This window comes from Leuconostoc aquikimchii, assembly GCF_040838325.1.
GTDB classification, from domain to species: Bacteria; Bacillota; Bacilli; order Lactobacillales; family Lactobacillaceae; genus Leuconostoc; species Leuconostoc aquikimchii.
Genome location: NZ_JBFPER010000001.1, coordinates 1924527 through 1949338 on the forward strand (window position 1 = coordinate 1924527; position 24812 = coordinate 1949338).

The 24812-nt window shown below is 32.7% G+C and carries 27 protein-coding genes; 7 read left to right on the forward strand and 20 right to left on the reverse strand.

The features are described from left to right. Positions 1-267: 267 nt before the first annotated feature. Positions 268-723, reverse strand: coding sequence for an MFS transporter (locus AB3K24_RS09620; RefSeq protein WP_367975406.1), 456 nt, complete (start codon positions 721-723; stop codon positions 268-270). A gap of 64 nt (positions 724-787) precedes the next feature. Beyond that, entirely contained in the window at positions 788-1996 is a 1209-nt protein-coding gene (locus tag AB3K24_RS09625; RefSeq protein WP_367975407.1) for an MFS transporter, read from the reverse strand. Between the two features lie 112 nt (positions 1997-2108). Between AB3K24_RS09625 and AB3K24_RS09630 the strand changes: the two genes are divergently transcribed. Beyond that, positions 2109-3008 (forward strand): helix-turn-helix domain-containing protein, encoded by a 900-nt coding sequence (locus AB3K24_RS09630; protein WP_367975409.1) that lies wholly within the window; start codon positions 2109-2111, stop codon positions 3006-3008. 145 nt (positions 3009-3153) lie between these two features. On the opposite strand, the gene AB3K24_RS09635 is transcribed toward AB3K24_RS09630, so the two are convergent. Beyond that, the gene (locus AB3K24_RS09635) at positions 3154-3849 is read right to left on the reverse strand and encodes an ArsR/SmtB family transcription factor (RefSeq protein ID WP_367975411.1); all 696 of its coding nucleotides are present in this window, start codon (positions 3847-3849) and stop codon (positions 3154-3156) included. 172 nt (positions 3850-4021) lie between these two features. Here AB3K24_RS09635 and AB3K24_RS09640 point away from each other — a divergent pair, with 172 nt between their 5' ends. Then, positions 4022-4786, forward strand: a complete 765-nt coding sequence (locus AB3K24_RS09640) for an ABC transporter ATP-binding protein (protein ID WP_367975413.1) — start codon at positions 4022-4024, stop codon at positions 4784-4786. Next, the gene (locus AB3K24_RS09645) at positions 4767-5528 is read left to right on the forward strand and encodes an ABC transporter permease (protein WP_367975415.1); all 762 of its coding nucleotides are present in this window, start codon (positions 4767-4769) and stop codon (positions 5526-5528) included. Before AB3K24_RS09640 ends, AB3K24_RS09645 begins: the two co-directional genes overlap by 20 nt. 211 nt (positions 5529-5739) lie before the next feature. Here AB3K24_RS09645 and AB3K24_RS09650 read toward each other — a convergent pair whose 3' ends face one another. Beyond that, positions 5740-6174: a GH32 C-terminal domain-containing protein gene (locus AB3K24_RS09650; RefSeq protein ID WP_367975417.1), complete on the reverse strand. Its 435-nt coding sequence runs from the start codon at positions 6172-6174 to the stop codon at positions 5740-5742. 42 nt (positions 6175-6216) lie between these two features. On the opposite strand from AB3K24_RS09650, the gene AB3K24_RS09655 reads away from it, so the two are divergent. Then, positions 6217-6456 carry a transposase gene (locus AB3K24_RS09655; protein WP_367975419.1) on the forward strand — a complete coding sequence of 80 codons (240 nt, stop codon included), beginning with the start codon at positions 6217-6219 and terminating at the stop codon, positions 6454-6456. A gap of 280 nt (positions 6457-6736) precedes the next feature. On the opposite strand, the gene AB3K24_RS09660 is transcribed toward AB3K24_RS09655, so the two are convergent. The 4 genes from AB3K24_RS09660 to AB3K24_RS09675 form a co-directional block, all read right to left on the reverse strand. Continuing rightward, on the reverse strand, positions 6737-7366 hold the full coding sequence (locus AB3K24_RS09660; RefSeq protein ID WP_367975420.1) for an ABC transporter ATP-binding protein: 630 nt from the start codon (positions 7364-7366) through the stop codon (positions 6737-6739). A 13-nt stretch (positions 7367-7379) separates the two neighbouring features. After that, positions 7380-8582, reverse strand: a complete 1203-nt coding sequence (locus tag AB3K24_RS09665) for an ABC transporter permease (RefSeq protein ID WP_367975422.1) — start codon at positions 8580-8582, stop codon at positions 7380-7382. Positions 8583-8910: 328 nt separating this feature from the next. Further along, positions 8911-9297, reverse strand: coding sequence for a hypothetical protein (locus AB3K24_RS09670; RefSeq protein WP_367975423.1), 387 nt, complete (start codon positions 9295-9297; stop codon positions 8911-8913). 522 nt (positions 9298-9819) lie between these two features. Beyond that, positions 9820-10098: a GH32 C-terminal domain-containing protein gene (locus AB3K24_RS09675; protein ID WP_367975425.1), complete on the reverse strand. Its 279-nt coding sequence runs from the start codon at positions 10096-10098 to the stop codon at positions 9820-9822. A gap of 108 nt (positions 10099-10206) precedes the next feature. Here AB3K24_RS09675 and AB3K24_RS09680 point away from each other — a divergent pair, with 108 nt between their 5' ends. Then, positions 10207-10545, forward strand: coding sequence for a helix-turn-helix domain-containing protein (locus tag AB3K24_RS09680; RefSeq protein WP_367975426.1), 339 nt, complete (start codon positions 10207-10209; stop codon positions 10543-10545). Positions 10546-10587: 42 nt separating this feature from the next. Here AB3K24_RS09680 and AB3K24_RS09685 read toward each other — a convergent pair whose 3' ends face one another. The 7 genes from AB3K24_RS09685 to AB3K24_RS09715 all read right to left on the reverse strand — a co-directional run bounded on the left by AB3K24_RS09685 (position 10588) and on the right by AB3K24_RS09715 (position 18515). Beyond that, entirely contained in the window at positions 10588-12789 is a 2202-nt protein-coding gene (locus AB3K24_RS09685; protein WP_367975427.1) for an ABC transporter permease, read from the reverse strand. Between the two features lie 71 nt (positions 12790-12860). Then, the gene (locus AB3K24_RS09690) at positions 12861-13556 is read right to left on the reverse strand and encodes an ABC transporter ATP-binding protein (protein WP_367975429.1); all 696 of its coding nucleotides are present in this window, start codon (positions 13554-13556) and stop codon (positions 12861-12863) included. A 176-nt stretch (positions 13557-13732) separates the two neighbouring features. After that, on the reverse strand, positions 13733-14335 hold the full coding sequence (locus tag AB3K24_RS09695) for a response regulator (protein ID WP_367975430.1): 603 nt from the start codon (positions 14333-14335) through the stop codon (positions 13733-13735). Further along, entirely contained in the window at positions 14332-16113 is a 1782-nt protein-coding gene (locus AB3K24_RS09700; protein ID WP_367975431.1) for an ATP-binding protein, read from the reverse strand. The genes AB3K24_RS09695 and AB3K24_RS09700 overlap by 4 nt, the downstream gene beginning before the upstream one ends. A gap of 509 nt (positions 16114-16622) precedes the next feature. Then, positions 16623-17354: an SDR family NAD(P)-dependent oxidoreductase gene (locus tag AB3K24_RS09705; protein WP_367975432.1), complete on the reverse strand. Its 732-nt coding sequence runs from the start codon at positions 17352-17354 to the stop codon at positions 16623-16625. A gap of 124 nt (positions 17355-17478) precedes the next feature. Then, on the reverse strand, positions 17479-17634 hold the full coding sequence (locus tag AB3K24_RS09710) for an SDR family NAD(P)-dependent oxidoreductase (RefSeq protein ID WP_367975433.1): 156 nt from the start codon (positions 17632-17634) through the stop codon (positions 17479-17481). A gap of 32 nt (positions 17635-17666) precedes the next feature. After that, the gene (locus AB3K24_RS09715) at positions 17667-18515 is read right to left on the reverse strand and encodes a helix-turn-helix domain-containing protein (RefSeq protein ID WP_367975434.1); all 849 of its coding nucleotides are present in this window, start codon (positions 18513-18515) and stop codon (positions 17667-17669) included. A 610-nt stretch (positions 18516-19125) separates the two neighbouring features. Between AB3K24_RS09715 and AB3K24_RS09720 the strand changes: the two genes are divergently transcribed. Beyond that, positions 19126-19479, forward strand: a complete 354-nt coding sequence (locus AB3K24_RS09720; protein ID WP_367975436.1) for a winged helix-turn-helix transcriptional regulator — start codon at positions 19126-19128, stop codon at positions 19477-19479. Positions 19480-19628: 149 nt separating this feature from the next. Here AB3K24_RS09720 and AB3K24_RS09725 read toward each other — a convergent pair whose 3' ends face one another. After that, the gene (locus tag AB3K24_RS09725; protein WP_367975437.1) at positions 19629-20786 is read right to left on the reverse strand and encodes an MFS transporter; all 1158 of its coding nucleotides are present in this window, start codon (positions 20784-20786) and stop codon (positions 19629-19631) included. 235 nt (positions 20787-21021) lie between these two features. On the opposite strand from AB3K24_RS09725, the gene AB3K24_RS09730 reads away from it, so the two are divergent. Beyond that, positions 21022-21300: a hypothetical protein gene (locus tag AB3K24_RS09730; protein WP_367975439.1), complete on the forward strand. Its 279-nt coding sequence runs from the start codon at positions 21022-21024 to the stop codon at positions 21298-21300. Positions 21301-21411: 111 nt separating this feature from the next. Here the strand turns inward: AB3K24_RS09730 and AB3K24_RS09735 are convergent, their stop codons facing one another. From AB3K24_RS09735 to AB3K24_RS09750, 4 genes are read right to left on the reverse strand one after another with little or no spacing between them, the layout of a single operon-like run. Continuing rightward, positions 21412-21726, reverse strand: a complete 315-nt coding sequence (locus AB3K24_RS09735) for a PTS lactose/cellobiose transporter subunit IIA (RefSeq protein ID WP_367975441.1) — start codon at positions 21724-21726, stop codon at positions 21412-21414. A 1-nt stretch (position 21727) separates the two neighbouring features. Then, entirely contained in the window at positions 21728-22051 is a 324-nt protein-coding gene (locus tag AB3K24_RS09740) for a PTS sugar transporter subunit IIB (protein ID WP_367975443.1), read from the reverse strand. Between the two features lie 21 nt (positions 22052-22072). Then, complete coding sequence (locus AB3K24_RS09745; RefSeq protein ID WP_367975445.1) at positions 22073-23377, reverse strand: PTS sugar transporter subunit IIC; 1305 nt, start codon at positions 23375-23377, stop codon at positions 22073-22075. Position 23378: 1 nt separating this feature from the next. Continuing rightward, positions 23379-24761 carry a glycoside hydrolase family 1 protein gene (locus AB3K24_RS09750; RefSeq protein ID WP_367975447.1) on the reverse strand — a complete coding sequence of 461 codons (1383 nt, stop codon included), beginning with the start codon at positions 24759-24761 and terminating at the stop codon, positions 23379-23381. Positions 24762-24812 lie beyond the last annotated feature (51 nt).

Here is a 24812-nt window from a genome sequence, read left to right on the forward strand (position 1 = left end):
ATACTAAGAATCCGCGCTAAACAAATTATTATTTAGTGTCTGCATTACCTATAGTATAAACCGCTTTGGGTGAAGTTACATGAATTAGCTTTGGGGTTGTATGATATGTGATCTGGTACAGGAAATTCTTAAACTATGTCTTAATCAGAACGTAATCTGTGCTGTCATTGTAGGAAAAGTGAACCAAACCAGCCTTATCTGTCGTTATTATGCCACCTGTGCGTGTGTCCAAAACATGTTCAGTAAAAGAATCTCCTTATGCCCCTTTTATTTAATTACTTCCCGTTTTTGATCTGCTACATTAACAATCAAAACGATGACAAACAATATGAGCGTGACACTGAATACTGTATGCATGCCTGTTAAAATGATTTGATTGATTGTGTGCTCATCTACAACCAATGGCGATTGATACACACCTTTTATAGACTGATTAATCATATTCTGATCAATAATGGGATGTTTCTTTAATCCCGAATTTAAACTCATGTTGAATGCTAAACCAAAAATTCCTGCCGCTAATGTCTGCCCTAGTGTTCTGCCTAAAGTGATCATTGCTGAGGCAGTACCTAAACTTTCTTCAGGAACAATTCTCTGAGCAACAAGTGTGTTCATTGTTATCGTTATGCCTAACGTCACGCCGGTTATGCCAGAAACAAAAAAGAAAATTGTCTGATTAAAACGACTATCAATAAAAATAAGCGGTAAATAGGCTAACATCATCAATGCAACGTAAAGGGCTCTAAAAAAGTTAGTTTTTGTCTAACTATTTTAGAGCCTTTCATAATTATATCCTTTTAATAATTCTTTTTTTCGTCAGTAGTAATAATCCAGTGATAATAACCAAGGCTATAAATCCAGATGAAATAAACACTTGGTAACTTTCAAAACGATCAAACAAGAGGCCGTAACATAATCCTCCCAGAGGAACAAACAGTTGAGAAACTGCATTGATGATTGAATAAACACCACCCTGCTTATTTTCTGGCACTTCCATTTGTAAATAAGTTGTCATTGCTGTATTAGCAAATACGACTATTAATCCGAAAGCAACTACTAATATCCCTAAAAATCCAATAATTATTAAATCATTACGCGTTATTAATTCTGGAAACCCGAATAAAACAATGATTATAGTAAAGCACAACATTGATTGATACATGATTTTTAAGTTATCTTTAATAGTATGAATAGTCAATATGATGCCACCTACTACCATTGCAACACTAGTTAAACTTTCCAAAAAACTGTAAACTAATTTTGACAGAGACAGTTGATTAATAACAAGTACCGGTAAACCAATCGTTATGGCTGAGGCGAATAAGTTTATAAACATCGCAATAATAACAAGAGATAAAATTTCTGGCCGGCCTTTAATAAATTTTATAACCATCACAAAAGAATTTTTGCCAGTGGCTGCTATCCTATGTGACGGATCTAGTTTTAGCGTACTGGTGGATAAGATTGACACGCCAACTAGAATAATTATTAGAAAAACAAAGAATGGTAGTGTGAGTAAACTAAATGCTAATCCTCCTACAATAGGACCAAGAATATTTGCAACCGAAGTAGCGGACTGAACTGATGCATTCAGTCTTTGATATTTGTGCTTTTCAACCAACTGTGTAGTAGACGCTTTTAACGTGACGATAAATAATTCCTCACTAACCCGAATAATAATCATCAAAATATAGACATATGCGAGTGTACCAGCATCTAAATGATCACTAACTACGACCCAATAAGCTAAAAGAAATACTAACGAAACTATTTGAGCTATTAATAGTATTTTTTTGTGTGCAATTGTATCTACAATTCTGGTCATAATCGGTGTCAGTAATAGGCTGACCAATGGCCCAATAATTGTTAGTGTTCCAAAAATGAAAGCTGACCGAGTTATTTGCAAAAAGTACAATCCGAAAAAAAAATTTAAAGAGGTTATCGATAAATTAAAAATGAGGCTAATTAATGATGTCTTTATAATTGTATTGAACATTATCGTACGCCCTTTCCTTATTTCTAATTTATCATCAAATATATCTAGACATTTTATTAATATGTGTAGTATAGTTTACGTTATTAGATATAAGCGGAGGCAGTTAGGAATTATGAAAACACTTGGAGACACGATTAAAACAATTCGTAAACAAAAAAAACTCACTCAAAAAGAAGTTTATATGGGGATTGTGTCTAGAAACTTCGCATCACGATTTGAAAATGGACATAACAGTGTTGAATCCGAAAAACTATTTGCCATTCTCAAACGATTAGAGGTCTCTCCAAATGAGTTTCAATTTATTCACTATAATAACTCCGAATATCGGTTTAATAACATTTTAAACCAGATTGACAATGATGCTAATATGAAGAAAACAGCCACGTTAATGCAGAAACATATTGCATTAAAAAAGGATCCATCTCTAGAAAGTCAAATTCTCGCTGCTATTGCATACATCAAGGTATATATTATTGGCAATAACCCTTTAAGAATGGATGTCGATCCTGCATACCCATTAAAAAGACACTTAACCGAAACTAAATATTGGTCGGTGTTCGAATTAAGAGCATTTGTTGATGGTATTTTTATTTTTAGAAAAGATCCAGTAGAATTACTTGAATGTATGACTAAGGTTCATGAATTATATAAAAAATATAAAGGATTTACAGAATATTCGTATATAATTGAACAAAGTGTCGCTAGTATTGTTCTTAATTATGTTCAGATTGAACTCACAAATTTTAACTATAATTCAAGCAGTTTTCAAAAAATCACTGATAATTCTTGCTACAGTACAATAACCGATTTTACGGCTAAGATCACTATGGATTTTGCTAGATTGATCATTTTTCTCTATTTAGGATCAGATCAAAAAAATGATGAAGCTAATTGTTATGAATTTATAAGAATGCTAAAAGTGCTGCAACATGATGATTATATAGTATTTAATGAAATCTATCACTATCATTTACCTCTAAGCCAACGATATCGAAAGTCACAATTTTCCTAACTACGAACGCTTAACAATCAAAAAGCGCAAAACATGAAATTGTGTTTTGCGCTTTTAATTATTTTATTCGAGTACACTATAAGCCACTGTCGTTTCCACAGTTTCAGGAAAAAACATTTCAATACTGCTCGCGTCAGTATTTGAATTATAAAGACAAATCAAGTGTCTCTTTTAAAAATCTAGTACCGTTAGGCGTTAAAGACAGTGCACGTTTAATATTTTTATGCGGTAAAACAAAGTATTGATCTTGAAAAAATTGATATAGTGCATTTCCTAAAGCCCCACCCAAATGATATTGACGTTCACTCCAATCAAGACAGGAAGTAATAAACTGTCTTTTTTTCTGTCGTAATTGAATCATATCAATGTTTAACTGATTTTCGAAAAATAGTTCACCTGATGCTGTAATTTGTAGCTCGTGATTATTTTCAGACAAAAAATTGTGAGTTATGAGTGCTTCTGTAATTTCTCGGCCAACATATCCAGCCATATGATCATAACAACTACGAAAATGACGTATATGATCAGTTTCAATAGCCTGTTTCATAGATACAGTTTGTGATTCAAGTGAAACTGGACTAAATAGTTCGATTAATTGTGCCACTTGTTCATTTTCTAAGAAAAAATAATGGAAACGACCAGATTTTTCTATTCTGACCCAGTTCGCCTCGATAAACTTTTTTAGATGATAGCTTGCAGTTTGAGGGGCAACATTAGAGGATTTTGCTAATTCTAGTAATGTATGTCCTCGTCCATCCATCAAACTATCTAAAATTGTTAGTTTTGTTGAATTAGCTAATGCACTAGCAATCGTGGCAATATCTGGTAAATTTTTAGACATTTACTATACTCTTTTCAATTTTCTTTAATTATTCCACATTTCGATGAAAATAGAAACATTTAAATTGTATACTCTATTTACCGATGACCATGCCGGCACATCAATTCGACAAAATAACAATACTATACAGAATTAAAAAAGTACAATCGATGCAAAATATGTGGAGAACTGAATGACTAATCATATTCTAGAAGTAAAACAGTTGATAAAAAAATATAACAAGTTTTCTGCGGTAAAAGGCATATCTTTTAATCTTGCGAAGGGCGAAACGTTAGCTATATTAGGACCAAATGGCGCTGGGAAATCTACGACACTCAAAATGATTTATGCTACGACACCTATAACTAGCGGGCAAGTTTTGATTAACGGTATTGATGTTGCTCAAAATGCTCGTCGCTCTAAATGGGAAATAGGTGTGGTCATGCAAGAGGATCTATTAGATACAACGCTATCAGTCCTAGACAATATGGTTGCACATGCAATCCTCTTTGACATACCATTCAAATTAGCACGTAAACGGGGAATCGAGTTACTGAATTTTGTTGGTCTGTCCAATTACTGGAACAAGCAAGTTTATAGTTTATCTGGGGGAATGCGAAGACGGTTAGTATTGGCTCGAGCACTAGTGAATAATCCTAAGTTAATTATTTTAGATGAACCAACGACAGGACTTGATATCCAATCACGACATGTCTTTTGGGCAAAACTCAATGAATTAAAATTACAAGGTGTTTCCATTCTACTAACCTCACACTATGTTGATGAAATTGAGACTTTGGCTGATAGCGTATTGATGATCGATCACGGCACAATTATAGCAAGTGGCAAAGTTAACACATTAGCCTCCGAACTAGGCTACTCAAATTTAGAAACAGCTTACTTGTCCCTAACAAAGTTTGACGAGGAGGCAAAGAACATTGAACAAACTAGGTCTTAAAGCTATTTGGCATGTCATTCAACGCAACTACATGAGTTTCACACACATGCTGAAAATTTCTATTTTCCCCAATCTCTTTGATCCATTATTATATCTAGTCGCTATGGGTGTTGGTCTTGGTCATTTTGTTGGTACGGTAAATGGCATGCCGTATCTAACCTTTGTGACACTTGGACTAGTTGCAGCCACTGCTATGAATGCTGCCAATGCTGAAAGTACAGTCAATGCGTACATCATGATGCGGATGGATAAAACGTACTATGAAATGAGTACTGGGCCCATTAGTTTGCCTGATATTATTGTTGGTCAGGCTTTATGGTCTGGTATTAGAGCTTGCTTTTTTGGAACGTTGTTCCTTGTTATTGCAGTTATTTTGGGGACGGTTCATAGTTGGTTAGCAATCCTAATCCCATTCGTTTTATTGCTTCTTGGCGTATTGTTTGGATTTTTAGGACTAACATTCGCTTTGCTAGCACCTACAAGAGATTATCTGAATTATTATGGTATGCTTTTAATTCAACCAATGTATATGTTTTCTAATACCTTTTTCCCAACAAACAGTTTGGCACCATGGCTACAAAAAATCACCTGGTTTTCACCCTTAACTCACGCTGTAGCCCTGATTCGTTCATTAGCAACTAACGGCATATTTTTAACTGGTGATTTTGCTTGGTTAATTGTTGTAATGGGTATTTTCGCAGTACCACCAATTTTAATTGTTGAAAAAAAATTAAATTATTAATTAGTATGATTGAATGCAGATTCTAAAGTCCGCCTTATACAAAAAGAGCTATGATTCTAACTACAAACGAGTTACTTAACAATCAAAAAGCGCAAAACACTAATTCGTGTTTTGCACTTCTACTTACTTTATTCGAGTACACTATAAGCTACTCTCGTATCCCCGTTTACCTTAACTGTGACATGATTGTTTGATGTTTCAGAAAACTTAGCTAAAGAATAGGTTTCCCCAGTTTCAGGAAAAAAATTTCAATACTGCCAGCATCAACAAATAATTGCACATTCAATTGATTGACCGCATTTATCTTAGCCACGTGCGCTTTGGCATAATGATCATAAGCACCTTCTTCATTTTTGATGTTTGTGCTATCTCTAGATACCATATAGTAACCATTAGTTGTATCCAAATCAAACTTGAAAAAACTATCCTGATTGTCAATTTCAATATGTATATGTGACGGGAACGCCTGATTATCTTTGATGGTGTTTAGATTTAATGCAAAACTCTTCAATGGTATATTTTTATCAACAACAGTTTTATACCCTAAAGCATCAGCTGTGGTCGCTTTTGTATTGATCGTTTGCTCATCAACTTTGTTTTTAAATAAAGTTGAAGTTAAAAAACTGTTTGTTGTGAAGGGCTCCAAGAAAGTTAGACACAAATCTAACTGACCTGGAGCCCTTTTATTATGACAAAATATAGTTTTGAACAGAAAGTAACGGTTGTAGCAGCCTATTTTTCTGGCACACTGACGCAAAAAGAACTGGCACAACACTATCATATGACACCGAGACTAGTCAGTAAATGGGTTAATCAAGTGCGAACTACTGGCTATGATGCCCTTAAAATCAAAAATAAGCAACGTTATTTTGATGCCCAAGCAAAATTTGCTATACTTAATTATAAGACCACTCATCATATGAGCTAAAAAGCACCAGGAAATAACAATGCTGAAATCAAGATAGATACATATGTTTCATTTTTCATTGTCCAGTCACTTTTCTAGTAAATATTATTCATTAAAATCAGTCTAATTTATTGATGTTCAAGCAACCTGATGTGGCCAAAACAAATAAATAGAATACCCGATTAAAATAATTCCAATAACAAAGCATAACACTTTGATGGTTACATTGTTGGTTTTAAAGGCAGAAAATATTGATATAATACCAATAATAAAACTTAGTAACATAATATAAAAAAACATATCAGTCTCCTAACTGTATAATTTTGTTGTGTTGTAGGGCAATATCTTTGTCATGTGTGACTGTTATAATTGTTGTTCCCATTTTATTGAGTTGTTTTAAATAGTCTAACATTATCAAAGCATTATTGGAATCCAGAGATCCCGTAGGTTCATCAGCTAAAATAATACTTGGACTCATGATCATTGCACGAGCAAACGCAACCCGTTGTTTTTGCCCGCCGGATAATTCGGAAATACTATTATCTAAAAGCGACCTTAGTTGAAAAATTTCTATCAATTTTTCAAAATCGCCATCAGATTTCATTTTTCCGATTCTTCTAGGCAGTAAGATGTTTTGTTTGGGAGTGAGGTCATCGATCAACTTAAAGTCTTGAAAAACAAATCCAATACTTTTATTTCTGAGCGTAGAAACCTCTTTTTCGGTCAATAATTTTGTGTCTTGTTTGTTTAAAAAATAGCTTCCAGATTCTTTTCTGTCTAATAAGCCAATTATATTTAATAGTGTTGTTTTCCCAATACCTGATTTGCCAATAACAGCAACCATTTCGCCAGAATTAATAATTATTTTATTGGGGAATACGATTGTGTTTTTATTTTCAAATTTCTTCGTAACATTAATAAGCTCAATCATGTATGTTCATCCTTTACTTTAGATTGCTATTTATTTTTTTAAAATTCTTCATTACTATCATATAGATGAGTAAGTACATGATTGCCATCATAACAATTAGAACCATAATACATTGAATATAAACGTTTGTTACTACATCTGACCATGATTCTATTGGCGTCCCGACTACTGGGGAGTATTGTAACTTGTACAGCTCAAATAAGATAATTGGTGTATTTGCTATAACTAATATGGTTCCAAAACAATTTTTAATTGAACGTTGAATGTCGGATACTGATTGTCCCAAAATAAAAATTGTTGTTATATTTTTTTGTTCCTCTTTCAATAATGAATGTATCATTCTACGAATGATCAACATGCACACTATAAAACATATTAGTAACGCTGTAAGTTCAATAATCAGTTTCTGCTTGAAATAATGAAGATATTCTTCTACATTTTTCTGTTCAATATTAAATTTAACTTTGTATAAGTGCTTATTTATAAGACTTTGTTCTAAATGGTTAATTTTTTGTGTTTTATTAGTAAATATAATTAAATTCTGTAAATACAAATCAAAGTTATCGTACGCTATATTTTGTTTAAAATAATTAATTTGTAGAGGAACTAGATAACTGTCATTTAAAGAAGTATAGTCATTAACATTGTAAAATGATGGTATTCTAGCATTGTCCTGCAATATTCCAACAACATGATAATGTCTTTGTTTACCACTAATTTGATCCATATCGGTGAATGTTTTATCAATTCTATATTTTTTAGCAAAATGCGATCCCACAAGAACTGGGACTGAATTTTTATTAGAATAATGTTTATTAGTAAAGTATTTCCCCTCCTTTACGGCTATGTTGAATAACGAAAGAGCATTTGGAGATATTGTAATTTGTGTGCTCCCATTAAATTTGGGCGAGTCAAACTGAATTTGAGATACTGATTTAAAGTTTTTATTTACTTGATCTATGATCGAAACCATAGAATCTTTTGTTTTACTAGTTTTGTCATTGCCAATCTTTTCTCTGAGAGAGTCACTAGATTCATTATTTCCAATGTATGCTGTTGATTTTGTCAGTTTAGATAGATTTTGGTACCCACTACCAACCTGAATAACATCAAATGAAGTAACAAAAAGAACAATGTTCATAAAAAAAACAGTCACAATTAATATTATTAACTGCGACAAATGTTTTTTTAGGAAAACACTGATAATATCGTTCATATTAAATTAATTCCTATCTGTATGATTAAGTATATTCCAATGGTTCCTAAGCAATCTGCGGTTACCAAGAATAGTATAAGTTTATGTTTGGGGTAACCCATAAATTGGAACACAGTTATTATTGATTTTGAATATCGGTGTATAAATAAATACTCTGAAATAATTATTAATATACATATCAGTATTAAAACTATTTCACCCCATTTTGATTGAAACAAACTAATAAATATTTTTAACGAATTGAGGTGACTTATTAAAATGTATGATATGGATTGGTATAAACAAATTACTAATATTTTTTTCCCGAATAAGGTATATACAATATTAATCAAAAATACCACCAGGCATAATGATATTGAGTTCTTGGTCCGTTCCAACTAAGATTGTCCCAAGCACTAACTTTTTGTGTGACATAAAAGTCAGAATACTTGTTAGTAGCTTTCGTCGTATATCCTGAAGCAACTACTTTACCACTACGGGTATACTTTTGATATCCTTGACTTACATGTTTTCCCGCCTGTAAACCATAACCTGCATTCGCTGAATTTATATATATTGGGAGGAACCGTTGTGTCCCTGTATAATGAATTTGAGCGGTTTCTGTTGATTGAGCGTAGTTATAACTTTGGGCGCTAACGGATTGAATTTGAATAGCAGATATGCCAATAATACTTAATGAAACAACCGTGGCAAAAATTCTAGATAATATTTTCATATTTTCTCCCTTTGTGTAAATGATCAATAATAAAATAAAAACACAACTACAATTCTTAATAAATTATTATGATCGTTATTTTTGTTCTCACTTTAAAAATGATTTCCTTTTTTGAAGTTACTGTGATACATCACACATTAAAATTATATTTCGCGAAAAATATTAATATCAATGTGTGATAGATCAAACAATCACAATGACAACATTGATTATTTTAACATACAAATTTTAAAATGTAAAACATGAAAATTTATGAAAAAAATGTAAAAAAAAACAAATAATACTTGAAAAGCACTTATATTAATGCATTTATTCAACTAATTGGATTGAAAATATTAACTTATTTAAGAATGAAAATGATATACTTTAAAAATAGATAGATAAATAAACAACGTATTATCATATAAAATTGATCAGTAAATAACAAATAAGAAACTTGAAAATTTATTACTGCCATTTTTTAAGTTACTTAACAATCAAAAAGCGCAAAACACTAATTCGTGTTTTGCACTTCTACTTATTTTATTCGAGTACACTGTAAGCTACTGTCGTATCACCGTTTACTTTGACTGTGACATGATTATTTGATGCTTCAGAAAACTTAGCTAATGAGTAAGTTTCCCCGGTTTCAGGGAAAAACATTTCAATACTGCCCGCATCAACAAATAATTGCACATTCAATTGATTGACCGCATTTATCTTAGCCACGTGCGCTTTGGCATAATAATCATAAGCACCTTCTTCATTTTTGATATTTGTGCTGTCTCTAGATACCATGTAGTAACCATTAGTTGTATCCAAATCAAACTTGAAAAAACTATCCTGATTGTCAATTTCAATATGTTGATGTTAGTCTAAAAACATGGACACGGTTTCTACTGCGATATAATAGACGTAGGAGAATAACCCATGACGCAAAAACTTACCCCAGAATTTCAATTTCAACAAGCAATCATTGATCTTTATCATTCTGGCACGCCAGCTAGCCAATTGGCTAAAGATTACGGTGTGTCTGTTCCAACAATTTATAAATGGACACATAAAATTCGAATTGCCCTCTCAAAATCATATACAGTCATAAAAGTACAACCTTATGATAATGTCTTTTCATGTCACGCTACAGAAATTAGTCCAGATTTTTCATATAAGAACAATAAGTCTCAATCAAATTCAAATAAACAACCAACCATAAAATTTAATTTTACGGTTGGTTGTTTATTTTTCACAGCGATTAATGATATAAAATAGTCATCACACAACCTAAATAATTAATCAAATCTAACTAATTAGCTATTCCACACCTTTAAGTGCTTGGACCATATTTAAACGTTTAATTCTACTACTAATAAACAAGGTTGTACTCATCGCACATACAACGACTATAATTGTAGATAATAAAATATTATGCCAGGTCACATATGGCGTATAAGCTAATTTTATCGTACTAAATGTTTGAACATACGCGTTTAAGAACCAATATCCAAGAGGCACCCCGAATACCCAGCCAATAACTGTCGTACCAAGATTTTCAAGCATCGTAATATTCCGTAACTCGTTTTTCTTAAATCCAAGCACACTCAGTGTTGCATAGTCTCTAGTTCTCTCAACAAAATTTAACGACCCCAGATTATAAAGTACAACAACTACTAAGAGAATGGCAAAGCCCACGATCATCAAAAATATACTCATCAAACTTGTCACAAAGTCCTTTGCATTTTTTTCTTGATCTCGCATCTTAATAACAGACACAATATTCTTATCATCCTTTATTTTCTTATCATAATCATTATTTCTAATGAGTAATGTACTAGGAGAAAAATGCCCTTGATGCTTTTCAAATAATTCTTGTGTGATATAAGCGCCCTGATTTGTCTCACTCGTGATAATGCCTTTAATCTCAAAACGATAATCTTTATCATCTAAATAAGGCGTGACCTCAAGTTCTTGACCAACAGTTAAGTTAGCGCGCTTTGCAAAGTCTTTAGTCACATAGATACCGTCAGATTTAACTGGATCTCCGGATACAGTTTTCATATTAACGTAGTCACCATCACTCATCACAATCAATAAACGATTATAACCATCATCTGGTGTAAACTTAGCTTGCTTAATATCTACCCATTGACCCTTTGGATAGTTGTTTTTTACGGTTTCATAATTAGGAATATGCAATCTAGTATCATAGTTAAAATCTTCATGATAGGCTTTATCTACCAAGTGATTAATTGATTGTGGCATGCCAATACCAGCAATAAGTAACATCATGCCAAATGCTACACCAATAATCCCCATTAATAGTCTAACTTTATTAGATAGTGCATCTCTAATCGCCCATCTTTGCTCAAAGCGTAATACCTGCCAAAGTGGTTTAAAATGTTCTAAGAATACCTTACGCCCAACTTTTTGCTTATTGCCTCTTAAAAACTCTGCCGGTAGACCTTGTATGGCCTCACGACTTGCAAGAAAAGATGCCAAGATACAAACGGATAGAACGAGGATAATCACATAAAGTGAGCTTGCCGAGTAAGCTATCGTCCACGAAGGTATCGAGAACATTTCTTTTTGCGTTCCCAAAACAAACCAAGACATAAGTGGTGATACAACTGCGCCTAGGGTAGCGCCGGCACTACCAACTAACAAACCAAAACTAGTATAGTGCCAGCCAACTTTCCAGTTTGAAAATCCTAATGCTTTCAAAATGGCAATTTCTTTTTCTTGTGTTTCAATCATTCTGCGGATCGTTGTGTACATTGCTAAAATAGCTAGCAAAATAAAAATGAAAGAAAATAAATAAGATAGATTTCTGATTTGCCCCACGCGATCCAGTGCATCAGAAACATCTACTAAGGTATGACGATCATTATAAGCCATCAATCGCTGACCAAGTATCTTAGCTAATTGTTCACGTATTTTTTTAGGCTGTCCTTTCATCTCTAACAAATTTGGACGGCCTTGATAGCCTAATTCCTGCTTTAATGTTTCATTTGAAATATAACCATAACCGTAATCTGCATAACTAGGCGAAATAAGTTCTTCCGTCCCTGTAAAGTATATCCGATCAGCCGATTGTACCAATCCTAACACTTTTAGGGAAGTTGGTTTTCCTTGAGACATAATCGGCACCACATCGCCAACTTTTATTTTGTTTGCTTTTGCATATTCAAGGTTTAACCAAAGGCCGTTTTTATCATCTTTTAATTTTTCACCCTTTACCACATGCGGTTTAGTTAATTTAGATTTAAAAGTGTCCAAAAAAAGTTGCTTTTCGGTGTCACTCTGACTAACATCTTGAACTTGAATCCGAGTTGTTTCACTCGTCTCCTTAACACCTTTTATCGCATTTATTTCATCTACGTCATGTGCTGTAAAACCAGTACTCATCACCCATGAATCTGCAAGATGTGAATTATTAATATATCGATTGACACTCACTTCTAATCCATGCCATGCACCTTGTAAACCGACAAAAATAAGAATGCTTAAAAATGCCATCAAAAATACTGAAAAAAATTGAGTCCAATTTTTACGAAAATCCCTTCTTAATTTTAAATTTAAGAATTTCACTATACAATTACCTCCGATAAATTAGCTAGTGTCTTATTTGTCTCAATAGATGCGACTTCTCCATCATGAAGACGAATAACTTTATGTGCCAATTTAGCAAACTCTGCATTATGTGTGACCATCACGACAGCAGTTTCACTACTTTCAGAGGCCTTACGAAGAATATCAATAATTTTTAAGCCAGTTACGGAATCTAGTGCGCCAGTTGGCTCATCACATAGCAACAACTTCGGTTTTTTGGCCAACGCCCTTGCAATTGATACACGTTGCATTTCACCACCAGATAACTGGGCAGGAAAATTATGTTTTCTATGTGACAGGCCAACCTTTTCTATATAGGCATTAGCAAGCGATTGATTACCTGTCAGCTGAGCCGCAATGCCAACATTTTCTACAGCAGTCAAGCTTGGGATCAAATTATAAAATTGAAAGACAAATCCCACAATATCACGTCTATAATCAGATAACTTTGCCTCAGTTAGTGAATTAATTTCTAATTCATCAAATAAAAATTGCCCACTCGTTGCTTTGTCTATGCCACCTAAAATATTTAACGCAGTACTTTTCCCTGACCCTGACGGGCCTAAAATAACAGTAAATTCACCCTTTTCAATCTCAAAATTAACATTTTTTAACGCTTTAACTTCTTGATCACCAATCTTGTATATTTTATTAATATTTTTAAACTGAATCATCATTGCCTCCTAATATTTTGATATAATTTTTATTTTTTCTTTTAGCGTTGGTTCCGTATATTGTTCAATTCTCTTTTGAGAAACTGCCTCTCTACTTTTCAATAATACAATTGATATCAAAAAAAGGCATCCGTATTAAACGAATACCTTTTTGCGGAAGTCCGCATATGACATGCTCATACAAGTCTTAATTTTAATCCTTCTCGAACTGCTCCAATACGAGAGTTAACTCCTAATTTCCGGCAAATATTTGAGACATGTGTTTCCACCGTTCTACGACTAATGAACAATGCTTTTGCAATTTTTTCATTAGTATACTCATCTATCAGTAATGACAAAACTTCCCGTTCAATATTAGATAGCAAGATTTGTTGCGTATTTTCTATCAAAAAGTCAGGAATAATGTGATTACCATTGGCTACACTGATGATACAACTAATTAATTCATCATAACTGACCTCTTTTCTTAAGAACGCTTTAACTCCTAATTCTAATGCGCGTTTATGCAGTAACTCTTCATAAAAACCTGAAATAAGAATAATTTTCAAATCAGAATATCCCATATTTTGTATTTTTTTAATTAATTCAAAACCATGCATTTCTTTAAGCATTAAATCCATAATCACAACATCAATTTTCTTATGTTTTAAGCAGAGTATGAAACTTTCAACGTTATTATAACTTCCAATAACATTAAAATCATCTACTGTCTGTAGCTTTTGTTCCAAACCATGTAAAACTAATTGATGGTCATCAATCAAAGCTAAATTCATCGTCATTTGTTCATCTCCTTCATCTTTGGGACCGTAAAACTGATACATGTTCCTTTATCTGTGTCAATTTGTAGGTCGCCATTTAGTAACCTTAACTTTTCTTTGATAATATCTAGGCCAAAATGATTATCAGGTGTTGCTACATTTTCTTTGATGACAAAATCTCCATCATCTTCAATAGAAATGTGATAATCACTGCCATCTTCTTTTATCGATAAAATAATCTGCTTGGCTTTCCCATGAAAGATACTATTATTCATTAACTCTTTGACTGATCGCAGTACAAAATTACTCATTTTTTCTGATAACTGTATCACTACTATCTCTATTTTTATCGTAATCAATACTGGATATTCTTTTTGGAGCTGGTTGGCCATATTATCTAGTGCGTTTTTTAGCCCTAACTCTTGAATCATCAAAGGATAGACATCTGTACATAACTCTCGTAACAAATATATTGTCTCCTCTAATATCTCGATTGCTTCAGAATCTGTTGTAGCAACGTGTTTGTTTTCTTTTAATTTTCTGATAAAGTACACAATATCTTGAATCAACGTGTCATGAATATGAAGAGATATTTTTTCTCGCTCTTCCTCTGCAACTAAAAACAAAGCTAAATCATCATTTGATTTCTTATCTCTTCGAATCAGAGACACCATTTCTACCATAATAGATACTAAAGCATAAGTGAGTAAACTGCCATATATAGCTAAGATAACTAGAGGCACATAGTGACTTAATAGAATAAGTAATATCATCACCAATGTAAACATCGCTGTAATAATAAGGTATAAAACCTGTTCAGGAATTCTATATCTAAAGAGCAAACTTTTTGAGATTGTCAGTCGGTGAAAGAATGCGATGATTGGTAAACAGAAAAAAGGAATAACAACTGAAAAAGGCGCTTGCCACCCTAATTGTAAAAAATAACAAAAAAGAAAGGGTAGCATACTTAGCAAGATCAGTAATACGAGATTGGCATCACTACTCTTATTCTCTTTTTTAAACACACGATCAATACTAATCACAAGTAATGATGCAAATAACGTATAAAACAGTCCCTTATCTAGGTAAGTGATCACCCACATCGGCATATCTAATATCAAATTACCTAATAACAGTGTCGTATTCACAACTAAGACACCTAAGCAAAGCAATGCTATGAAATTATGCCTCAATTGTTCTTTTATAACAAAATTTTTATAAGAAAAAACACTAATGAACAGGGGGAAAAATGAAATCATGATAATGATCGTAGCACGTCCGATTGTATTACCAACACTAGAGGGAACAATAGCTAGTAAAGTGAGGATCACACTAACTAGAAAATAATAAAAGTAACGACTTCTTCTGCTGATAATTTGTCTTTGGCTGTACCAGCCTAAAAAAATTAGCAAAACAACCACGATGATCAAAAATTCACCGAATCTCTGAAAATTTACTTTATTTTTGATAAAAGTATAAGAACTCGACTGCCCACCTCTATCAATGTTGATCCGGTGAGCTTGTTCTACGACTAACCATTTTTTAACAGCTATCTTATCAGTTATCGGTTTACCGTCTACAGATATAATAGTATCTCCTACTAACAGTCCAGTTTGTTCAGCTGAGCCACCTTTCTGTAGTTTGTTAATAGACCATTTTTGATCATTTTTTGTAACACCTATACCAATATAAGTGGTAGATGACAACATTAGATAATAAAAAATAGTTAGACAAATAACAAAAATACCTAGTAGTGCACTTTGATAAACATAGTCGTTTTTTAGTTTATGGCTTTTCACTTAGTTTATTTCCTATCTATTTTTACTTTTATTACTTAATCAATTGATCCTATATTGAACTTCCGGACTACTTTCTGTCTAAAGTCTTTCGTTGACACTGCTTTCCATTCCATACCATTTCTACTAATGTTAAAATATTTATTATTAAAATAATCTAATTTGCATTCATGCGTCTTTTCATCGCAAACAATACTTTGAGTATCATTCATAAAACCTGATTTGGTATGCCAATGATATTTTTGACTATATTCACCAATCACATCTCCTAAAAAATAAGTAACCCTACTAATATAGCATGATTTCTCTTTTTTAAAGAATAATTATTGAACTGACGATGCTCAAAAAAAGCTTAGGTTAGCAGTTATCAAACGGTCAGACAAGCAAAAATGCGACTATGCCAATACATTGAAGATTGGTACAATCGCAAACGTATTCACTAAGCTATTAGGTATTTAACCCCAGTGGCCTTTGAGTAACAATAGCAATTCAAAGTAGAATACGTGTCCGATTTATTGACGTAGATCCACTTTGAGATATTCTGTTAATATTTTTTCTGATCGGTTAAAACTATATTTATTTTTATTAACGGTTACTTCGGAACCATCTTGATCAAAAAAAACGCCATTTTTTTCTTTCAAGGATTCATCTAATATGATATTTCTTCCCATCAACACTCTCGTATTACTTAAATTTTGTGTATAGGGCATTAAATCACTCTTGACGTCACCAGGGAAAAAACTATTTACTCTTATATGGTATTCTTTTAAAATTTGAGAAAGGTATACCATAAGTAACGTTTTATGTGTAACAACCCATGACATTCTTTCAATATAATTACCTTGTTGTTCACATATTGGGATAATATCAATTGCATGAGGATTACCAGTTATTAATAAGACATTGCCGCCATTTAATAGAGGCAGTAAGTTATTAACCGTATTATAGTGACTCATCAAATTGTTGGAAATATTGTCATTTTTGTTTTCCGGCATAATACCTGAACTTAGTAATAGTGTGTCAATATTTTTAAATCTAGCATTTATTTTATAAACTAAATTACTAATATCTGATGCTAAGTCGGCTTGTATAAATGTTACATTTTTACCCAATTTTTCTGCTTGTAATTCCCCTTTTGTTTTGTTTCTTCCAATAATAATTATATTATGATCAATAGACAAATCCTTAGCTATTGAAAAACCGACACCAGAAGTACCACCAGTTATTACTATATTTTGTTTCATAAAGAATACACTCCCATTAATATTATTAGTTTACGAGTCCCAGCCCACCATTTAATATGTATCATACAATCATTTGAATTCACTTTCTATTTCTTCTTTGTTGCTAATGTCAAACTGTACAGTGTCAATCAAATTTTGATGCTGTTGCTGAAGTAATAGAGTGTCTGCCGTGAAGAATGACATGGAAATCATGTTTGTCAAATTCTTTCGCAATTGCTAATCCTATTCCTCGACTTGACCCTGTAATCAAAACAGTCTTCTTTAAACTACTTTCTACCATTACTTCTTCTCTTTAATTATATTCTTTACAGATTACTGTGTATTTCTCGTTAAAATATCAAAAAAAACGACATGTTTATTATGATAATGCTCAGATTTCAAATGATCTCCTAGTTTTTCGTAGCATTGAGAAATGCTCAGAGCATATTCTGCCAGCATAAAATAAGATTGCTTCATAATTACAGCATCAAATCCATTCAAAAAAACTTTTAAGGCTTGTGTATAGTTTTTGGTAGCGTACAGATAATCGCCATAGTGATATAAAATGACATTTAGATTTTCACTCATCACTGTGCCTTTCATAAATTGCTTATATACTGATTCAAACAATATAGAAGATTTTTCAAAGTTACCTATTTCTAAGTAAAATGAAGCTAGCGTGTTGATCAATAACATTTCAATTTCAGATTTGGGATTGTAAGGTTGTGCCATTGTAAAATGTGCTGCCAACTTCAAATATCTAATTGCATCTGTTGTGTCAATTTTTAAGTGATATAAAGCACATGAATAGTAATAATAATATATCTGTATATCTTGATCTGAAACTAATTTTTCTAAGATATCGCTTTTGTTCATCAATGTGAGCATATCTTTATATTGATGTTTTTTACACAATTCAAATAGCGTATCACTGAATTCTAAAAATGAGTTTATATCCAGTGACTGCGTGAGAAACTGGTCTGTGGTTCTTATGTTCAACCTTTGGCAAATTTGTGTAAATAAAACCACGTTTGGCACATCAATTCCTCTTTCGATGCTACTAATCATAGATTGTGAACATATATTCTCTGCCAGTTGATACTGTGTCATACCAATTTTTAATCTATTTAACTTGATGAAGCTACCAAGTTTTTCTGCTACATTGAAATTATGTTCACCCATGAAAACCACTATTATCTTTCTTAAAAATATAAGTTGTTATTTTCTACAATCATTTTTAAATTATTTAAGCTCATTTTAAAAGACTTATCCATTGTATGTTTCATAAATCGTGCGATTGTAGTGAAAGGGAAATTGTCTTAAATAACCACACTTTGAATGACAATAGAATCTCTTATCTCCCAAATTATAGCATAACAACAGCCCCATATTGTCTTCGTGTGTCTACTTAATTAGTAGCTTTGATTTTCAAAATAGCCACCAAGCATTAAATATATGACTAAATGCTTCAACTTTAGTTAAAAAATACCTTTTTATGTTAGTAACTATAAAAGTAACAAGTCGGTTCGATAAACTAAGCTTAATATAAACCAGTATTTTAGAAAATTAGTATTCTGATATGTAAAATCAAAATACTGGTATTATATATGTCAGCTCTTACATCAACAGTCCAGAAATTTAGTATGAGATCAAAATGCCCCCTTGCATTAATGATTTATTAAAAATATTTTTTGTGACAATATACACGAAAAAGTGTATAATTTCGGTATGATAAAAGTGTGGCACGATAAAGACCCTTCCCGAATAAAATACATAAACGGAGGTAAATTTTATGAATAGAGCGATACAAAGAAGCATGAAGCACCATGAAATTTGTCCTTTAGATACTACATTAGAAATACTATCCGGCAAATGGAAATCAGTTATCTTATGTCGATTAATGGCTAAAAATCTACACTTCAATGAATTGCACAGGTTTATGTCAATGTGTTCAAAAAGAATGCTAGCAATACAATTAAAACAACTTGTATCAGACGATATTGTTAAAAAAAACATATTAATTACAAATGAAAGCCAAATTACAATAATATATTCATTAACAAGTTTAGGAGAATCATTAGTACCTATTATCAGACAAATGGATACCTGGGGTGAAAAATATATAAAAATAGAAAATCAGAACTAAAAAATTCTGCCTTTCTATTTTTTAATTTACTAAGTTTATGATTCGTTTTTCGAAATTTTTTGATAAGCTCTTATCACTATTTTTAGACTAACAACCAACCATCAGAATTTATCCTTCAATATAATTTTTGTAGCGTTTAAAATTTTATATTAATTCTTTTTTAATAAGTTAGTAATAACCTGTGCAATTAATAATCCTAATATCGCCATTGAGCACACGCCGAAAAAACCGAAATTTTCATAAATTTGCCCACCAATTCCCGAACCAAAAGTTAATCCTAAATATAGAGATGAACTATTAAATGCCATCAAAGTTGACCGGTTTGAAGGCACTATGTTTACAATATAGGCATTTAAAGAAGTTACACCAAAACCTTGTGCAAATGCCAACAAAATTAATAATAATATCAAAATTAATATATTATTTTCTGAAATCATTAGTCCCAAAATAATTATGATTGATATGCTCGCATTTAAATTAATTGATCTTTTTTTGCCTAACAAAGTCATTACTTTACCCCCAAAGAAACTAGCAATAAAATTTGAAAGACCATAAGCTATAAATATATATCCAGTCATCCCAACATCAAATCCAAAAGTACTTTGAATATAAGTACCTAGAAAAGTATACACGCTGTAAAAACCTATCATCCAGGTTAATGTAATCATTAAGGCTATCACCGCATTTTTGGCTAAAAACACATTTTTAAAAGATTTAATATATGACATGCGTGCATTCGGATTAATAACGTTTTGATTAGGCATAAAAATAATAAATACGAGTACGATAAAAGTCAGAACTGCAGACCCCCAAAATGCCATATGCCAATCACTTATTTGTGCAAGCGTTGTACCTAGAGGAACACCCACAGCTATTGATAATGATAAAGCTGACATAACAATCCCCATAACATGATTTAATCTTTTGCCATTAAAATTAGAACCTATAAATGCCCAAACATTTGGGACAAACATCGAAGCCCCAACTCCTGCAACTGCACGATAAATATAAAAGCTAAGCAAGTTAGTGGAAAATCCACATAACATTGTTCCTAGAAAGAAAACTACAATACCTGTGATTAGCAATTTTTTCTTATTATATTTGTCACCCAAAGGCCCAAATATTGGCGACCCAAACGCAAAGCAAAGCGCATATATTGTGACTCCGTATGCCGTTAGTCCCACCGATGTTTTAAAACTCGTGGCTATTTCTGGCAATATTGGAGAAATGATAAAAGAATCTGCACCAGTTACAAAAATACCCAAGAATAACCCTAAAATAATCATACTGTTTCTATTTTTACTCATTAACTTCGTCCCTTTTCATTTGTGAATACTTTAAGTCACAAATGAAAAAGAAACAAGTGAATAAAAAGATACTAGGTAACATTTTTATGTACAGCTGTTTTTTGTATTGTTACTATAATAAAACAATTTTGACTTTTGGTTATCAAAAAATTGTAAAAAAGACTAACAATAACGCCTTACAACAAAAAAGTAGTATGCTTAAATTAATAATTATTAAGGACTGTGTTTTAAAAAAATGACTAAAAAAACTAAAAAAGCATCGTTATCATCATTTCTGTCAGAGACAAAAGACCTAAATACCAGTGAATTGAGCCTTATTTCTAACGTCATCGGAAGCATGAATGATCATAAACTACCTGAACAAAAAGCGATTAATTTACTTATATCTGGTCTTCGAAAATTATCTTTAGAACAAAGCCTCTCAAAACAAGGTTACGCCCTACTAGAAAAATTACAGCGCGGTGACTGGTCTAATAGCCTACAATGGCTAGCTTTTTCTGGGTTGGGTATGTAACTAAATACTTGAATTAAAAAGACCAAAAAAGCGATCACGTATAACTATATACGTGATCGCTTTTTACTTGATGCGTTAAATTTATAACTGGTACAGCGCGTTGAAATATCCCTACTTTGCATCCTTCTTGTATAAAACTATTAGTTCTTTGACCAAATCTTGATAGGTAATAGCAGTCATTAAATGATCTTGCGCATGAACCATATATAAATTCATCTCGGTATGATCACCTTGCGCTTCTTTTGTTAACATATCACTTTGAACATTATGAGCTTCTGTCAATGATTGGTTAGATTCTATCATCAGTTGATTCGCTTTTTCAAAGTCGTTCAGTTTTGCAGCCTCAAGGGCTTCGTGTGCTAATCCCTTGGCATTGCCAGCATTCATGATGATACCCATGACAACTTTCAAATACTGGTCATCCATATCATTCAACTCCCATTAATTCATATGCCTGTAACAAGACCTTTTCACCGTTCATCATGCCGTAATCCTGCATATTAATCACACTTAACGGAATATTTTTATCCTTGAGTTTTTCTTTAAAATCTTTTTCCATATAACTAACTTGAGGTCCTAACATGACACAATCAACCTGCCGACTAGCTAATTCTTGATCAAACCCAGAAACTGATGTGGCAAATATAACGACATCTTTTTCTAGTTCAGTAGCTGCTTTTTTCATTTTATTTACTAATAAACTAGTACTCATCCCTGCGACACAGCATAACATAATATTTTTTGTAGACATCAGAATATATCTCCTTTTTTGTTATTGGTTCTGTTTTAACAAAACCTGTTCGCTGATCTTCATAAATGGTATGTAGAACAGTACGCCAACAATGAAACTTAGTAATTGCACAACGACAGCCCGCCAATCACCACCAGTTGCTAGAAAGCCATTAATTAACGGTGGTGTAGTCCAAGGCACCAACACAACTGTTCTGTTCATTAACCCTAACACGGTAGCATAATAAGCAATTAGCAATGATATAACTGGCGTTAATACAAATGGTATAAGTAACGGAATATTGAATACAATAGGATAACCATAAATAACTGGTTCATTAATGTTGAAAATTCCAGGAACAATTGACAGCTTTGTAACCTCACGACTAGCCTTTATTCTAGAAAATAAAAACGTTGCGACTAGCAAACAAATGGTACTACCTGTTCCCCCCATCATACCAAAAGTGTCTCTAAACACACTAGTGATAATGTAAGGCACATGATCTCCGGCAGCGAAAGCCTGCATATTTTTATTTGTATTAATCAATAACACAGGATCTAGCAAAGTACCGTTAATTACCGCTTGGTGAATACCAAATCCAAACAGTAGATTTCCCACTGAATATATTAATAAAAATCCCGGTAAACTAGTATTTACACGACGTAGTGGTTCCTGGATCAACGTAGTAATCAATTTAATCAAATCAGTGTGGAATCCGACAAACAATATTGCAGAAATGATGGCCAAAATAGAGATGACAGCTATTGTAGGAATTAAGGTTAAAAATGATTCACTAACGGCTGGTGGCACATTCTCTCCCAAGTTAATTTTTATTTTTTCAATTTTAGATAATTTAATGAATAATTCGGCAGCAATTAATCCAACAATAATACCGGAAAACATCCCAGTAACACCAATATTACTATAAGATAGAAAACCAGAAATTTCTATGGCTTTCTTACCATTGATTGGTAATGCTTGTAGTGTTACAGGCATTACCACAATCAATCCTGCTAAGGAGACGATAGCTGCGCCAAGCGCATTTTTATAGTTTCGATTGCGTGCCAAGCAATAGCCGACTACTGGGGCAATGATCAAACCTGCAATATTCAAGGTCCCATTAACAATAAGATTACCAAATATTTGGAAATTTGCCAGTGACGCGCCTTTTAAAAAGAGTGGAAAAAAAACATTATTAATTAGTACGCCCAAACCCGCAAGGATAAAAAGTGGCATAATCATTGCAAAGGCATCCCTTAAAGAACGCAAATGTATTTGATTCCCTATTTTTATAGAAATACGTGTAAATCTATCTATGAATTGTTGCCAAAGACTTTTATTTGTCATTTTAGTGCGCCTTTCTCAATGTGTCGTTTTTTTCCTGTATAAATTTTTTAAACCAAAAATAGCTTTTTTTGGGAATTCTTTTAAGATCCTTAATATCATGATTACTACGATTGACATACACAAATCCATATCTTTTTTCAACATTTCCTTTGGAGCTGGGTATATCTATTAAGCCCCAACCTAAGTAACCCATAACATCTGCACCATCTATTTGAATAGCCTTCATCATTTCATTGATATGATCCTTATGATACGCAATGCGGTAATCGTCTTCTATCCTGTCGTTACCATGCCATGTTTCAGAAGCACCAATACCATTTTCGGCGGGAAATACTGGTAACATAAATCGATTATGAATTTTAGTAATTGTATTTCTAAAGCCAATGGCATCAATTTGCCAGCCAAAATTTGACGTTTTTAAATGTGTATTAGTAACTTTACCTTGTGCCATGAAGTAATTTGGCTCAGATTTGTCGCTAATCAACTGACTGTCAATAACTAAGCTGTAATAATAGCTAAAAGCTAGAAAATCACTGGTCATATTAGGATAATTCAGCAGGCATTTGCTAATATCATCATTAAGGTATGCTAAGTTATGCTGCTTCATGTAATTTACTACTTCCGGTGAACGTTTCCCAGTAGCAAAGAAACTTAAAAAGTCTTCATTAATAAATTCCATTGCTTTACGCGTGTACATGACATCTTCTGGAGATTGAGAAGCCGGGTACATTTCTTGGTAAGCAACCATACCACCGACCTTCATATTGGGGAAACTATGTACGAAATCAGCAATTTGGGCATAAGCAATTAATGAGTTAGCAGAAATTTTGTATAATTCTGAGATGCTTTTTGATCCAGATAGATAACCTGAATTTTGAAATCCTTCTTCAAATGTCATACAATTTTGTTCATTAAAAGGGATCCAATACTGAACTTTTTCAGAAAATCTCTCAATAACGATCCTTGCAAATCGAACAAATGCTTCTCTAACATGGTCGCTAATCAAACCATTAAATTTTTTTGCCAAAGCCAAAGGCATATCAAAATGATATAAACAAATAACAGGAACGATATCATGTTTTATTAGGCTATCAATAAAACGATCATAATATTGTAATCCTTCTTCATTGATATCACCATCGCCATCAGGAATCACACGCGACCATGAGATTTGAAAGCGATAACAATTCATCCCAATGTTCGCCATTAGTTCAAAATCTTCATCATATCTGTGATATTCATCAATCGCCACCTGCCAATCACTCGACTCTTCACCGGCTGTTTTAACATCGTAAACAGAGGGGCCTTTTCCGTCAACATTCCATGCACCTTCAGTTTGCATACTTGAAACAGAATTACCCCAAAAAAAAGTTTTTTCACTCATAAGCTACCTTACCTCTCTGTAATGGATTTATAATTGACTTTATACACGTAT

Bases quoted from the DNA above. Each gene is read 5' to 3' on its own strand.
- AB3K24_RS09625 (WP_367975407.1), bottom strand. From the start codon at position 1,996: ATGTTCAATACAATTATAAAGACATCATTAATTAGCCTCATTTTTAAT.
- AB3K24_RS09725 (WP_367975437.1), bottom strand. From the start codon at position 20,786: ATGAGTAAAAATAGAAACAGTATGATTATTTTAGGGTTATTCTTGGGT.
- AB3K24_RS09620 (WP_367975406.1), bottom strand. From the start codon at position 723: ATGATGTTAGCCTATTTACCGCTTATTTTTATTGATAGTCGTTTTAAT.
- AB3K24_RS09635 (WP_367975411.1), bottom strand. From the start codon at position 3,849: ATGTCTAAAAATTTACCAGATATTGCCACGATTGCTAGTGCATTAGCT.
- AB3K24_RS09665 (WP_367975422.1), bottom strand. From the start codon at position 8,582: ATGAACGATATTATCAGTGTTTTCCTAAAAAAACATTTGTCGCAGTTA.
- AB3K24_RS09655 (WP_367975419.1), top strand. From the start codon at position 6,217: ATGACAAAATATAGTTTTGAACAGAAAGTAACGGTTGTAGCAGCCTAT.
- AB3K24_RS09630 (WP_367975409.1), top strand. From the start codon at position 2,109: ATGAAAACACTTGGAGACACGATTAAAACAATTCGTAAACAAAAAAAA.
- AB3K24_RS09660 (WP_367975420.1), bottom strand. From the start codon at position 7,366: ATGATTGAGCTTATTAATGTTACGAAGAAATTTGAAAATAAAAACACA.
- AB3K24_RS09750 (WP_367975447.1), bottom strand. From the start codon at position 24,761: ATGAGTGAAAAAACTTTTTTTTGGGGTAATTCTGTTTCAAGTATGCAA.
- AB3K24_RS09740 (WP_367975443.1), bottom strand. From the start codon at position 22,051: ATGTCTACAAAAAATATTATGTTATGCTGTGTCGCAGGGATGAGTACT.
- AB3K24_RS09745 (WP_367975445.1), bottom strand. From the start codon at position 23,377: ATGACAAATAAAAGTCTTTGGCAACAATTCATAGATAGATTTACACGT.
- AB3K24_RS09705 (WP_367975432.1), bottom strand. From the start codon at position 17,354: ATGAAACAAAATATAGTAATAACTGGTGGTACTTCTGGTGTCGGTTTT.
- AB3K24_RS09695 (WP_367975430.1), bottom strand. From the start codon at position 14,335: ATGACGATGAATTTAGCTTTGATTGATGACCATCAATTAGTTTTACAT.
- AB3K24_RS09640 (WP_367975413.1), top strand. From the start codon at position 4,022: ATGACTAATCATATTCTAGAAGTAAAACAGTTGATAAAAAAATATAAC.
- AB3K24_RS09715 (WP_367975434.1), bottom strand. From the start codon at position 18,515: ATGGGTGAACATAATTTCAATGTAGCAGAAAAACTTGGTAGCTTCATC.
- AB3K24_RS09680 (WP_367975426.1), top strand. From the start codon at position 10,207: ATGACGCAAAAACTTACCCCAGAATTTCAATTTCAACAAGCAATCATT.
- AB3K24_RS09720 (WP_367975436.1), top strand. From the start codon at position 19,126: ATGAATAGAGCGATACAAAGAAGCATGAAGCACCATGAAATTTGTCCT.
- AB3K24_RS09710 (WP_367975433.1), bottom strand. From the start codon at position 17,634: ATGGTAGAAAGTAGTTTAAAGAAGACTGTTTTGATTACAGGGTCAAGT.
- AB3K24_RS09730 (WP_367975439.1), top strand. From the start codon at position 21,022: ATGACTAAAAAAACTAAAAAAGCATCGTTATCATCATTTCTGTCAGAG.
- AB3K24_RS09670 (WP_367975423.1), bottom strand. From the start codon at position 9,297: ATGAAAATATTATCTAGAATTTTTGCCACGGTTGTTTCATTAAGTATT.
- AB3K24_RS09735 (WP_367975441.1), bottom strand. From the start codon at position 21,726: ATGGATGACCAGTATTTGAAAGTTGTCATGGGTATCATCATGAATGCT.
- AB3K24_RS09685 (WP_367975427.1), bottom strand. From the start codon at position 12,789: ATGGCATTTTTAAGCATTCTTATTTTTGTCGGTTTACAAGGTGCATGG.
- AB3K24_RS09690 (WP_367975429.1), bottom strand. From the start codon at position 13,556: ATGATTCAGTTTAAAAATATTAATAAAATATACAAGATTGGTGATCAA.